Below are 12,128 nucleotides of genomic sequence, written 5' to 3'. Positions count from 1 at the left end.
ATCGGATGACGCGAATGCTCGTTAGTCAACTTCTTCTACATTGAGGTCCCGACTCTTGAACTGGGTCGCGGTAGCAGATTTCATCGAACACGTCGATCAACAGGCCCTTATGCTCGGTCGCCGGATCGGTGATCGCGTAGAGGGTGGAGGCGTTATCGCCATCATCACCGCTTCCGAGGCGAAACGCCGCGTCGACGCAGATGCCGCACGGACCGATGGTTGATCCTGGCTCGAGATCGACGAGATTGCTGTCCTTGACGCGCTATTCGCGGTCTTAGCCCTTGGCGATGAAGGACTGAACTGCTTGTAGAGCGTCGGTCAGCTGCTATGTCATGGACGCACCTTCATCTTGAGTTGGATTGGACAAGCTTCCGTATAAGGCCCGCTGTAACCGTCAGATGACGGCGAAGAAAACGATGGGCAGTATTCACAGCCACTTAGCCTTCTTGAAGCGCACAAATAGGAAAACGCACGATATCGCTATCACTCCGAGCACGACAAAGTATCCGTAGGCCGTGTCCAGCTCCGGCATGTGCTTAAAGTTCATGCCGTATATTCCAGCGATCGCCGTCGGGACTGCCAGTATTGCCGCCCAAGCCGCCAGCTGGCGGGTGATCACCCCCGTCCTTTGCGCTTCAAGAAGGCTGCTGGCCTCAAAGACCGTGGACAGGACAAGCAGGAGGCCGTCGACCATGGACTGCACGCGGTGGACATGGTCCGCGACGTCGTGGAAATATGGTGTCATTTCGGCGCTGATGCAGGGAAAGTGGCCGCGAACGAGCTTTCGCACCAGCTCGGCCATAGCCCCGAGCGTGCGCTGGAACCGCGTGAGTTCGGACCTTAGTTCGAAGATTCGCGCCACCTCTTCTGGCCCGAGGAAATCGTGCAGCGACCGTCGCTCCATCGCCAGGACGTCGTCCTCGATCATTTCGAAGATGGGCAGATACTGGTCGACCACGCGATGCAAGATCGCGTGCAGCACATAGTCGACACCCTTGCCGAACTGCGTCGGCGATGCCTCGAGTTGCTCCCGAAGTTTGCCCAGCGCTCCGGCATTGCCGTGCCGCACGGTGATAAGGTGATTGTGACCGGTGAAGATCGCCATCTTGCCGTAGCTGATCCGGTCGCCGACCAGCTCGGCGGTCTGCGCGACGACGTACAACTCATCGTTGTAGACCTCGAGCTTGGGCGGGCACAGCGGGTGCATCGCGTTGTCGATCGCCAACGGATGAAGATTATATGTCCTTTGGATCGCGAGTAGTTCCTCGGGGGTGGGTTCGCTAAGCGCGATCCAGCAGAAGCCCGAGCGACTCTCGCCCAACTTGACGTGCTCATCGAGCGCGATTTCGCGAACTCGCTTGCCTTCGTTGTAATAATAGGCGGCGATGATGCTCATGCTGGCCTCGCGGGAATGTGGAGGCCACGCTGGACGGCCGGTCGAGCCAGCCCGCGTCCAAGCCATGCGCGGACGTTCGAAAAGCTGCTGAGGCCAAGGATGTCACCCGCAGCGTAGAATTCCACCAGCGCATTCACCCAGCCGAGCGTCGCGATGTCCGCGATCGAATAGTCGTCGACGATCCAGTCGCGGCCTTCCAGCCGGCGATCCAGAATCCCCAGCAGACGCGTGGATTCGTCGATAAAGCGCTGTTGCGGCCGCTTGTCCTCATAGTCCTTGCCGCCAAATCGCAGGAAGAAGCCGAGCTGACCGAACATCGGCCCGATGGCCGACATCTGAAAGAACACCCACGCTAGGGTCTCGTAACGCTGGCCTGGTTCGGTGGAGATGAACTGACCCGTCTTGTCGGCCAGATAGAGGAGGATCGCACCGGATTCCCATAAGGCGATGGGTCTACCGTCAGGGCCAGCCGGATCGATGATCGCCGGTATGCGTCCGTTCGGGTTCAGCGACACGAACGCCGGATCCTTCGACTCGTTGTTCGAGATGTCGATCAGGTGGGGCTCGTACGCCAGGCCAGTCTCCTCAAGCATGATCGAGACCTTGACGCCATTGGGCGTAGGGGCTGCGTAGAGTTGCAGGCGATCGGGATGAGATGCCGGCCAGCGCTGCGTGATCGGAAAGGACGAGAGGTCTGGCATAAATCTGCGATCCTGGTGTTGCGATGGCGACTGACTGGAACGAGCCGTCACTCTGAAGTAGGGTTCGATGACCGCGTCGCTGAACGACGCGGTCACGAAGATTGCGGACCGGATCGGCGCAGTGGCAACGGCAGTGAAGCCTATTCCGCCGCGGTCCCGGCCGCTGGCTGTACGTCGTCAACCTTTTGGCGCTTCGGAAGCACCCAGCCGGGACGGACGAAGTGGCAGGTGTAGCCGCCCGGGCGCTTCTCCAGATAATCCTGGTGATCGGGCTCGGCCTCCCAGAACTCGCCGACCGGCTGGACCTCGGTCACCACTTTGCCATCCCACAGCCCCGAGGCATCCACATCGGCGATCGTATCCTCGGCGACGCGCTTCTGCTCCTCGTCGACATAATAGATGCCCGACCGGTAGGAGAGCCCACGATCATTGCCCTGGCGGTTCAGCGTCGTCGGATCGTGGATCTGGAAGAAGAATTCCAGGATGTTCCGGTAGCTCGTCACTGTCGGGTCGAAGACAATCTCGATCCCCTCGGCATGCGTGCCGTGATTACGATACGTGGCGTTCGGAATATCGCCGCCCGTGTAACCCACACGGGTCGAGATGATGCCGGGCCGCTTGCGGATCAGATCCTGCATGCCCCAGAAACATCCTCCTGCGAGAACAGCGCGCTGATGCATGTTAAGCCTCCTCTACTTGATCGAGATATTCACCGTATCCCTCGGACTCCATCTCGTCGCGCGGGATGAAGCGAAGGGACGCTGAGTTGATGCAGTACCGCAGACCGCCGCGGTCGGAAGGACCATCGGGGAACACATGGCCGAGATGACTGTCTGCGTGTACTGACCTGACCTCCGTCCGGACCATGCCGTGTGCGCTGTCCCGCACCTCGTTCACGTTTGCCGAAACGATCGGCTTGGTGAAGCTGGGCCAGCCAGTACCCGAATCGAACTTGTCCGTCGAAGCGAACAGTGGCTCTCCCGACACTATGTCGACGTAGATGCCAGGCTCCTTGTTGTCGTTGTACTCGCCCGTGAAGGGCCTTTCGGTGCCCGCCTCCTGGGTAATTCGGTGTTGCTCGGGAGTCAGGTGGTCGATTGCTGTCTGTGACTTTTCAAACTTCATTACAGTCTCCAATACTTATCTAGAGGGCCAGGCACGCTACCGCTAATTTTTTATGTCTCCTGATTTGCTCCTACAATGGTAGTGGGATGGCAAACGAGGTTTTACTAAGTGTTGGAAAATTAGAGATTTAAATTTCGCGTCTATTAGTTCTAGCGCAACTGAGTGGTTAAGCAAGTACGTAATCAGTAAATATTAAAAAAATAACACAAAAGCACGATTATATAATACAGTGTCAGTGTTTTATGATAATCAACAACGCCTGTCAAGGCAATCGCATGAAGCTCACCTGAGACCTAATAGTTCAGCCCGATAATCATCAGAGGTTGCAGCAATCAGCCTTCGTGCCTTGATGCCACCCTTGCGCTTGACCGGATCCAACCGGATCAAATTCAATGTAAGTTGCTTGAGAACGGCCATGTTGTGGGCAGCATGCCCGGTTCGGATCCGCATCTGATCGTCACCAAAAATGACATCCATGCACCAGTGGACGCGGTTCTCCACGCCCCAGTGCGCCCTGATGGCATGTGCGATGCGCTCTGCATCCGGAGCAAGACTGCTGATGTAGTAACGGCGCTCCAGGCTGGTCTGGTTGCCCACAGTCCGCTCGGACTCCAGCATCACGAAAGTGCGCAGTCCTGGCCAGCGTTCTGGCTGTGGCAGGCACTGGAGTTGGTCGAAAACATGGCTGCGACGAACCTCCAGCCGGCCATGGTCCTTCTCGACATGCTCGAAGTGCGCATGGGGTACCCGGGCAGGATCGCCGTCCAAAAAGGTGTCAGCGAAGTCATCGATCGCTTCGGCCAGCTTCGGCTGGTTTCCCTTGATGGCCAGCAGATAGTGCGCCCCGCGATCGAGAATGGCCTGTGCAATGTCCGGCTGGGTACCCATGGCATCGATCGTCACGGTGCAGCCCTCAAGCGCCAGTGTGGCCAGCAGCTCAGGAATGGCGGTCTTCTCGTTGGACTTCTGGGAGGTCGCCCTCTGCCCGAGAATCAGCCCTGAATCAGCCGCAAAAGCGCTGACCAGGTGCAACGGGGCCGTGTTTTTCTTGCCGGAGCGGCGACTGGTCTTGCCGTCTAGGGCAACCACTTGCGGAGAAAGGGCCGGTAGGATCGCCGCAACCCAACAGCGGAAGGCCTGCTCGAACTCCTCTGGATCGATCAGGCTGAATAGCCGTCCAAAGGTGTCGTGTGAGGGAATGCCGTGGGGTAGTTTCAGAATACGGCGGAACCAGTCCAGCCGCTGCTCAGCCCAGAGTTCGATTTCGATGAAGGTGTCAGCGCCGGCAAGCACGCCGCAGATAGCCACGACCAGTGTTTCGACCAGGTCGTGACGAATCTTGCCCTGCTGACGGGGATCATTGATGGCGACCAGAACATCGGAGATTGGTATGTGATGCGACATTGCAGGGCATCCTGAGTAGAGAGGCGCTCAGGATGCCCGCTGGGAAAGGACTCATTCAAATCGGCAGGCGTTCATGCGATTGCCCTGCAACGCCTGTTTAGATGCTGGTAGATGCGAATTTTTTGGCGTACAGTCAAAATTTTCTGATGGTTGCTTAGTGTGTTGGCGCTGATGGAAAATTGACCCACCCTGCCGATTGAAATTTGACCCAGGGCGGATTGCTGATTTTGTTACCAGCAACTGTGGATAAGTCTACCAGCGCAGCTGCTGTTGCCCCCACTCCTTCGCTAGCCCAGTTCAGTTGTTTAAGACCTGCCACACGCAGCCATGTAGCAGGCCGTCGTCGCCATGAAATCAGAACGGCTCATCGTCCTCCGGTTCCTGGCCGCCCTTACGCTTTCGCTCCCGTGATTTGATCTTGGCCTGGGCCGCCAAGCTACTGTGTTGCAGGCGATAGGACTCGTTACCGGTTTCGACGATGTGGCAGTGGTGGGTCAGCCGATCCAGCAGGGCGGTGGTCATCTTGGCGTCGCCGAACACGCTCGACCATTCGGCGAAGCTCAGGTTGGTGGTGATCACCACGCTGGTGTGTTCGTACAGCTTGGATAGCAGGTGAAACAGCAACGCACCGCCGGCCTGGCTGAAGGGCAGATAACCCAGTTCGTCGAGGATGACCAGATCCATGCGCAGCAGAGCTTGGGCGATCCGCCCGGCTTTGCCGTCGTGCTTTTCGCGCTCCAGCAGATTGACCAGATCGACCGTGGAGTAGAAGCGCACGCGCTTGCCGTGCCGGGTGATGCCGGACACGGCCAGCGCAGTGGCCAGGTGGGTTTTACCGGTGCCAGGCCCACCGATCAGCACCACGTTCTGCGCGGTGTCGGTAAAGGCCAGACTGGCCAGTTCGCTGATCAAACGAGCGTCTGCGCTGGAGGCGCTGAAGTCGAAGCCGGCCAGATCGCGGTGCATCGGCAGCTTGGCCATGTTCATCTGGTGGCTCACCGAGCGCATGGCGCGATCTGTGTGCTCTTGTTCCAGCAGGTGTTCGAGCAGCCACTTGGACGAGGCTGTGTTCGACTCACCCTGTGCAGTTAACTCCGCCAAGGCCGTGGCCATGCCGTGCAGGCGCAGCTCCTTGAGTTCCGCCATCAAATCACGCATGACCGACCTCCTCGGCCTGGCCACGCAGGCGGTCGTAGCGCGCCGTGTTAGCGACGGGGGCTTCCTTGAGCGACAAGTGGGTTTCGACGCTGGGTGGTGGTTCGGATGCTGTCAGCCGTGCCACGACATTGAGGATGTGTTCGGCGCTCAGGCTGCCGCTCTCCAGTACCAGCTCAACGGCTACCAGCACGGCATCGAGTCCGGCGACCGGTACGGCAGCCAGGACTTGCGCCATGATCCGGTCACCGCCGGCATGACGCCCCAGACCGTGCTTAAGCTGACGCAGCGGCGCCGGCAGATCAGCAAAGGGCGCGCCGTTGCGCAGCGCACCGGGCTTGCGTTCGATCAGCGGGAGGTAGTGCTGCCAGTCATAGCTGACCTGGTCGCGATCCAGCAAGCGGACATGGCTGGCGATCAGCGCGTCGTCAGCCACCACCTCGATTCGCGTCGGATACAAACGGCTGCTGACCCACTTACCCGCGTACTCACACGGCACCGAGTAGCGGTTGCGCCCGACGCTGACCAGGCAGGTGCTGGAGACCCGCGCAGGCCGCTCGACGTAACCGTCGAATGGCGCTGGCACAGGCATCAGTTCAGCGCGCTCCAACTCCAGCACTTCGGCCACACTCAGCCCGCTGTATTGAGGGTGCGTCAGCTCGTTCCAAAGCGCGCGGCAGCGCTGGCCCAGCCAGGCATTGAGTTCCTCGAAGGAGTGAAACTGGCAGTCCTGGGCGTCTAGCCAGATACGCCTGCGGCTGTCTTGCACGTTCTTTTCAACGATGCCCTTTTCCCAACCAGCGGCGACGTTGCAGAAGTCCGGATCGAACAGGTAATGCGCGCACATCACCGCAAAGCGTGCATTCACCGCCCGGCCTTTGCCCTTATTGACCTTGTCGACGGCCGTCTTCATGTTGTCGTAGATGCCCCGGCGCGGCACGCCGCCCAAGGCGCCGAACGAGCGTGTATGGGCGTCAAATAACATCTCATGGCCCTGGCTCGGATACGCCACAAGCCAGAACGCACGGCTGGCACACAGCTTCAGATGTGCCACCTGCATACGCCGGTAAATGCCGCCGACCAGCAAGCCTTCCTCGCTCCAGTCAAACTGAAACGCCTCGCCAAGAGCAAAGGTCAGCGGCACAAAGGCCTGCGACGCCTTGCCCTGTCCCCCTCGCCAGGCACGGATAAACGCGGTGAGCTGGCTGTAGCCACCGTCATAACCTTCGGCTTTGATTTGCGCCAACAGCGCCTTGGCACTGCGCCGCTGTTGCTTGGGGCGCAGCGAATCGGCTTTTAGCGCCTGCTCTAGCGTGGCGTGAAAAGGGCTGAGTTTGTTAAAGATCGCGCGGCGTTGGTACACCGGCTGCTTGGCCTCAGGTGCTCTGACCCACTTGCGAATCGTGTTGCGCGCCAGCCCGGTGCGCTTGGCTATCTCATGCAGCGACAGCTTGTCGCGGAAATACATCCGCCGAATTTTGCCCATCATTTCCATACTGATCACCCTGTGTTCTCCTGCTCAAAAATTGAGCAGAAGCAGTTGAACACCTGGGTCAGTTTTCAGTCGGCAGAACAGCCTCTACTGGGTCAGTTTTCGGTCAGCGGCAACACCCTGGCCCGCTACTCGTCCCCCGAGGGACACCTGATCTGCGACTACCGCTATGGCCTGAGGGAGGCCATTGCCGACGGGGTGTGCCGCGCGCCCCGCATCGTCCTTCTCGATAACCAGAAGGTGAAGCTAACTGAAGAACTGGAGACCGAGAGCACCGTCAGGCTGTTCCCCAGCATCGCCAAGCTGCTTGGTGAATCCCCCGTCACCTTCGAAGAGCTGTTGCGCCATGACGAGGTGATCGACCAACTGCTCGGCCTGGGATGCGCCAAGCTGGATGAGCTTCGCCAGATCAAGCCGGATGCAGCCGGCCTGGTGGTCGCCACCGATATTGAGCACGCCCAGCAGATTGTCCAGGCTCTGGAAGCCAGCGGGGAAGGTTGCCGCGTAGTGACCAACCGGACTCCGAATGCCCAACAGGTGATCAATGCGTTCAGGCACAGTGATTGCCGCTGGATCGTCGCTGTTGGGATGATCAGCGAGGGTACGGATATCCCCCGCCTGCAGGTGTGCTGCTACCTCAGCCGCATCCGTACTGAGCTGCACTACCGGCAAGTCCTGGGGCGCGTGCTGCGGCGGATGGGCGAGTCCGATGATCAGGCTTGGCTGTTCATGCTGGCGGAGCCAACATTGCGGCGCTTTGCGGAGCGCATTGCGGATGATCTGCCGGATGACCTGGCAGTGCTGAGCCGGGTGAAGATGCCCGCTGCCTCTTCTGGTTCGATGGCTGGTGGGATGGGGGCTACCTGCGATATCGATGGCTGCGGTGGAGGCGAGGCCGGGCAAAGTCTTGGTGCAGGTTTGGCGGGTGCCTACTCGCTGGGGGATTTTGCTGCTGAGCCGAGCTATCAGGTCAGTTTTTCTCAGCACTATCGGCAGTTGTTGTTGGCTTGCCTCTGATGGTCGGTAAGCAGTTAGCCCCAACTAGGGTGAGGCTGCCCGAAGTCTGACCGAGCCAACACAGGCCAGTCACCAGCCTTTCACCAATTCCGCGCCGAGCGGCCCAATGCGCTCTCGGGGCGTTCAGCTATTCGCGAAAGGCATCTCTTGGCCGATAGCTGGTCCGCTTTGTGCCACAAGCGGACGTTAAGTCGGTGAGTTATCTGTCTTGGCAAATCGGTTTGGGCCTAAGCCCTCGCTACACAGGAAATGGCGGCAACAACCTGGCCAGCAATAAAAAGCCGCCTTGCGGCGGCTCTATCCCTAAAGCAGTCATGCCCAAACTGGACGGTCAAAGGGAGGATTTCACTAAACAGGCTCTACTTATCGCTCCAGGGTTACCGGGGCCTGCGGGGCAATGTTCACCTTGAGTTCAAAGATGTCCGGCCGGGCATAATGGCCGACGACATCAAAGTCCAAGTTGGCTTGGCTAAGCAGATCCATATTGAGGTCTGCATAGATTTCTGTCTCGCAGTCGAACACCGGCCCTGCCAGTACTTCTCCGAGCGGACTTACAACCATGCTGCCCCCTCGCATCACGTAATCGTCCTCGTTGAACTCCAGGCCGAATGCATCGCGGTGCTGTTGTGGGTATTCACCAAGACGGATTGCCTGGCAGGCTGACAACACATAAACACGCCCTTCAAGAGCAATGTGCACCATGGAGCTGGCCCAGGACGGACGGTCATCTGCTGTCGGGGCGCAGTAGATCTGAACACCCTGGGCATACATGGCCTGGCGTAGTGCTGGCATGTAGTTCTCCCAGCAAATCACGCTCCCCAGGACGCCAAAATCAGTTTCTACAGGCTCGATTGTCGAGCCATCACCGAAGCCCCAAATTAGTCGTTCCTGGCCGGTGGGCATCAGCTTGCGGTGGTAACCGGCAATACCCCGGCCTGGGGCGATGGTGACCGCGGTGCAGTAAAGGGTGCGACCGAAGCGCTCGATTACACCAATCACAGTGGTAACCCCTGTGTGCTCGACACTTTCAGCAAGCAATGCCAGTTCCGGCCCATCCAGCGTCACAGCCCCATCGACATAGCGTTGGTACAGCTCACGCCCGCTGATGCTGCGATTACCCACTACGCTACCGAAAGCTATCCCCTTGGGATATCCGCCAATGAACGCTTCAGGGAATACGGCCAGCCTTGCACCTTGATCTGCTACGCGCCGCAGAATTGTGGAAGCCTTTTCAACGCTGGCTGCAGGATCATAAGGAACAGAGGCGGCCTGGATGACTGCAATTTTGGTCATGAAAAACTCCTGAGGGCAGTAAGAACCTAGAAACGTGTGATGTCGTTGTCGCGGGTTTCCGGCAAGGTCTTCCACAGCACGATGAGGCATGCCAGCGAGACGGCTGCTAGATAGGCGGCAGGGATGTTCGCGTCGCCAGCCTGGCTAATCAGGGCGGCGGCAATGAAGGGGCCTGGGCCTGCGAGTGTCGCCAGGGCCAGGTTGTGACCGAGCGCTGCTCCCGTGGAGCGGATGGACGCTGGAAAGACTTCAACCAGCAGCACCACATCCATCACCGCAGTTACAGCCACAAGTAGTCCCAGAACGATCAATCCTGCGAGGATTGCCACTGGGTTGCCGGTGTTGAGCAGCAGGAAGATTGGATAGGCCAGTACAGAGAGTGCGGCAGCAGCACTGAGCAGCAGCTTGCGTCGCCCGATGCTGTCGCTGAGCCGGCCGATCAGTGGATTGGCAATGACATAGACAACCAGCGCGATGCTGCACAGCCATAGTGCATTGCTTCGTGGTAGCCCAACGGTAGTGACCAGGTGGTTATTGGCGTAGGTGATGAAGTAGTAGAGCGAGACGCCGAACAGCGCTGAGAAGGCGAAAGTAGTGATGAAGGCGCGACGGTGTACAGACTTGCTCGGTGCTTCGAACTGTTGTGAATCGCGTTGACGTACCAGCTCTTCATACACGGGGGTATCACCCAGCTTCCGGCGGATGAAGATGGCGATACCGGTCATCACGATGGAGGCAACGAATGGGATCCGCCAGCCCCAGGACGCCAGTTGCTGGTCATCGAGTGTTGAGGTGAGGCTCGCGGCGGTGAACGTACCAAACAAGAAGGCCAAGCCAGCCGTTCCAGTGATAACGCTGGCTGCCGTCGCGCGGCGGTTGGACGGAGCACTCTCTACGATGTAGATACCTGCGCTAGACCATTCGCCCCCTACCATCATGCCTTGCACGAAACGCATGACGATCAGCAAGACAGGTGCAGCGATACCGATTGCCTCATAGGTGGGCAAAAGTCCGATGATCGTGGTGCACACACCCATACCGAAGACAGTGATGATAAGCACCGCGCGGCGACCGAGGCGGTCACCGATGGGCCCCAGAATCAATGCTCCAAATGGTCGCGATACGAAGCCTACGGCGAACACTGCCAGCGACGACAGCAGCGATACACCTGGGGCGCTAGAGGGGAAGAACAACATACCGATCACGGCAGCGAAGTAGCCGTAGATGGCGAAGTCGAACCACTCCATGAAGTTGCCGATACCCACCGCGATTGCACGCTTGCGAATGTCTGACTGCTCACCCTTGGTATGGATACTGCTTGGATTTACTTTTTTATTAATTGCGTCCACGGTGCTCCCCAGCTTTTCTTAGGTGTGTATGGGCAGCAGACTATGAATCCTCTCGGCCGCAGAGCAAACGATTAGAAAATATGAGCCGGATTAGTGTACGTAATATCTCGAGAATTGATCTGAACCTGCTGCTGACGTTCCACTGCCTGATGACCGAGCGCAGTGCCACCCGAGCCTCGGCCATGCTGCATGTGACCCAGGGGGCAGTTAGCTCGGCGTTGCGTCGTTTGCGTGAGCATTTCGGAGATGAGCTCTTTATCCGCACCGCTTCCGGAATGCAGCCAACCCGTAGGGCGATGGAGCTGGCGCCGAAGATCGCCGAGGCCCTTACGTCTATCTCAGGCGTGCTTGGGGCAGAGCCGGATTTCTCCGCACACGACTCGAGCTACATTTTCAACATCGGTCTGTCCGATGATATTGAGGCCTATCTCGCTCCGCGGATCGTTAACGCCGCAGCGGATCAGGGGCTGGGAGTGAGCTTTTCGTTCCATCAGAGCAACAGCTCACTGTGGAAACAGTCGCTACAAGATCCGGACATGGATCTAGTGATTTGCAGCGAGCCGAAAGACTTCAGCAGCGGGTATTCATCCAAGGTGCTGTTTTCCTCGTCATACTCCTGCTTGTACCTGCCTGGCGCAGACAACGCAGGCACACCTATCGGCCTGGAGGAGTACTTCGAGGCAAGCCATGTGCGAGTTTCCTATGACGGCCGCCGCGGCTTTATCGACGACATGTTCGAAGCGGCGGGCTATTCGAGGCGTGTTATAGCCTCATTCACCCACTTCAGTGGCGCGCTCACCACGTTGATCAGCAGCGGCGCGATAGCCACAATTCCCACGTTCGCCGCCGAGAGCTATTCGGCCATGACTCGGCTAAGTATTTGTCCGGCGCCGATTCCGGTTCCATCATTTCGATGCTTCATGGTTTGGGACATTGCCAAGAACAGTAAGCCTCAGCACGAATGGCTGCGGCTATTCATCGGGCAGCTGACACAGAAGCTTGCTTAGACTTGGTCGCAGGTAGCCAGGAGTTACGGGAAAAAGGGGGCGGATTTATTGGAATCATCGACCGCTTCTGACCGATTTGTGCCGGTCGTCAAGGACCGCTTCGGATCACTCTCAACCGGATCGCGGGCCAGCTGATTTGCTAAAAACCCGCGCCAAACTCAACGAAGGATTTCGCATGATCCGTTTTTT

General features: G+C 58.5%; 11 protein-coding genes and 1 pseudogene. 3 read left to right on the top strand and 9 right to left on the bottom strand.

The genetic code is table 11. The features are described 5' to 3' along the window. Nucleotides 1-55 precede the first annotated feature (55 nt). A complete protein-coding gene (locus tag DM373_RS29050; RefSeq protein ID WP_016487060.1) occupies nucleotides 56-223 on the top strand; it encodes a hypothetical protein in 168 nt (55 codons plus the stop codon). A 204-nt stretch (nucleotides 224-427) separates the two neighbouring features. Here the strand turns inward: DM373_RS29050 and DM373_RS06010 are convergent, their stop codons facing one another. The 7 genes from DM373_RS06010 to istA all read right to left on the bottom strand — a co-directional run bounded on the left by DM373_RS06010 (nucleotide 428) and on the right by istA (nucleotide 7,276). Then, nucleotides 428-1,396 carry a magnesium and cobalt transport protein CorA gene (locus DM373_RS06010; protein WP_003464971.1) on the bottom strand — a complete coding sequence of 323 codons (969 nt, stop codon included), beginning with the start codon at nucleotides 1,394-1,396 and terminating at the stop codon, nucleotides 428-430. Next, nucleotides 1,393-2,097 carry a glutathione S-transferase N-terminal domain-containing protein gene (locus DM373_RS06005; RefSeq protein ID WP_003464969.1) on the bottom strand — a complete coding sequence of 235 codons (705 nt, stop codon included), beginning with the start codon at nucleotides 2,095-2,097 and terminating at the stop codon, nucleotides 1,393-1,395. Before DM373_RS06005 ends, DM373_RS06010 begins: the two co-directional genes overlap by 4 nt. A 140-nt stretch (nucleotides 2,098-2,237) precedes the next feature. Further along, entirely contained in the window at nucleotides 2,238-2,777 is a 540-nt protein-coding gene (gene msrA / locus DM373_RS06000) for a peptide-methionine (S)-S-oxide reductase MsrA (protein ID WP_003464967.1), read from the bottom strand. 1 nt (nucleotide 2,778) lies between these two features. Beyond that, nucleotides 2,779-3,222: a peptide-methionine (R)-S-oxide reductase MsrB gene (msrB, locus tag DM373_RS05995; RefSeq protein WP_003464965.1), complete on the bottom strand. Its 444-nt coding sequence runs from the start codon at nucleotides 3,220-3,222 to the stop codon at nucleotides 2,779-2,781. 282 nt (nucleotides 3,223-3,504) lie between these two features. Further along, nucleotides 3,505-4,626: an ISAs1-like element ISPa60 family transposase gene (locus tag DM373_RS05990; protein WP_076611919.1), complete on the bottom strand. Its 1,122-nt coding sequence runs from the start codon at nucleotides 4,624-4,626 to the stop codon at nucleotides 3,505-3,507. Nucleotides 4,627-4,980: 354 nt separating this feature from the next. Next, on the bottom strand, nucleotides 4,981-5,784 hold the full coding sequence (gene istB / locus DM373_RS05985) for an IS21-like element ISPst3 family helper ATPase IstB (protein WP_071890699.1): 804 nt from the start codon (nucleotides 5,782-5,784) through the stop codon (nucleotides 4,981-4,983). Then, complete coding sequence (gene istA, locus DM373_RS05980) at nucleotides 5,777-7,276, bottom strand: IS21-like element ISPst3 family transposase (RefSeq protein ID WP_110992713.1); 1,500 nt, start codon at nucleotides 7,274-7,276, stop codon at nucleotides 5,777-5,779. Before istA ends, istB begins: the two co-directional genes overlap by 8 nt. 117 nt (nucleotides 7,277-7,393) lie before the next feature. On the opposite strand from istA, the pseudogene DM373_RS05975 reads away from it, so the two are divergent. Then, a pseudogene (locus DM373_RS05975) lies at nucleotides 7,394-8,290 on the top strand (DEAD/DEAH box helicase); the annotation flags it as partial. Nucleotides 8,291-8,653: 363 nt separating this feature from the next. Here DM373_RS05975 and DM373_RS05970 read toward each other — a convergent pair. Together DM373_RS05970 and DM373_RS05965 are read right to left on the bottom strand one after the other, a co-directional pair. Continuing rightward, a complete protein-coding gene (locus tag DM373_RS05970; protein ID WP_003464945.1) occupies nucleotides 8,654-9,583 on the bottom strand; it encodes a carbon-nitrogen hydrolase family protein in 930 nt (309 codons plus the stop codon). Nucleotides 9,584-9,609: 26 nt separating this feature from the next. Next, a complete protein-coding gene (locus DM373_RS05965) occupies nucleotides 9,610-10,932 on the bottom strand; it encodes an MFS transporter (RefSeq protein WP_049273832.1) in 1,323 nt (440 codons plus the stop codon). A gap of 80 nt (nucleotides 10,933-11,012) precedes the next feature. On the opposite strand from DM373_RS05965, the gene DM373_RS05960 reads away from it, so the two are divergent. Then, nucleotides 11,013-11,939 (top strand): LysR family transcriptional regulator, encoded by a 927-nt coding sequence (locus DM373_RS05960; RefSeq protein ID WP_003464940.1) that lies wholly within the window; start codon nucleotides 11,013-11,015, stop codon nucleotides 11,937-11,939. Nucleotides 11,940-12,128: the final 189 nt, after the last annotated feature.

It is taken from the genome of Pseudomonas sichuanensis (genome assembly GCF_003231305.1).
GTDB lineage: Bacteria > Pseudomonadota > Gammaproteobacteria > Pseudomonadales > Pseudomonadaceae > Aquipseudomonas > Aquipseudomonas sichuanensis.
This window is presented reverse-complemented; position numbering and strand designations above follow the sequence as displayed.

Bases quoted from the DNA above. Each gene is read 5' to 3' on its own strand.
- DM373_RS05960 (WP_003464940.1), top strand. From the start codon at position 11,013: ATGAGCCGGATTAGTGTACGTAATATCTCGAGAATTGATCTGAACCTG.
- DM373_RS06010 (WP_003464971.1), bottom strand. From the start codon at position 1,396: ATGAGCATCATCGCCGCCTATTATTACAACGAAGGCAAGCGAGTTCGC.
- DM373_RS05990 (WP_076611919.1), bottom strand. From the start codon at position 4,626: ATGTCGCATCACATACCAATCTCCGATGTTCTGGTCGCCATCAATGAT.
- istA (WP_110992713.1), bottom strand. From the start codon at position 7,276: ATGGAAATGATGGGCAAAATTCGGCGGATGTATTTCCGCGACAAGCTG.
- msrA (WP_003464967.1), bottom strand. From the start codon at position 2,777: ATGCATCAGCGCGCTGTTCTCGCAGGAGGATGTTTCTGGGGCATGCAG.
- istB (WP_071890699.1), bottom strand. From the start codon at position 5,784: ATGCGTGATTTGATGGCGGAACTCAAGGAGCTGCGCCTGCACGGCATG.
- DM373_RS05970 (WP_003464945.1), bottom strand. From the start codon at position 9,583: ATGACCAAAATTGCAGTCATCCAGGCCGCCTCTGTTCCTTATGATCCT.
- msrB (WP_003464965.1), bottom strand. From the start codon at position 3,222: ATGAAGTTTGAAAAGTCACAGACAGCAATCGACCACCTGACTCCCGAG.
- DM373_RS06005 (WP_003464969.1), bottom strand. From the start codon at position 2,097: ATGCCAGACCTCTCGTCCTTTCCGATCACGCAGCGCTGGCCGGCATCT.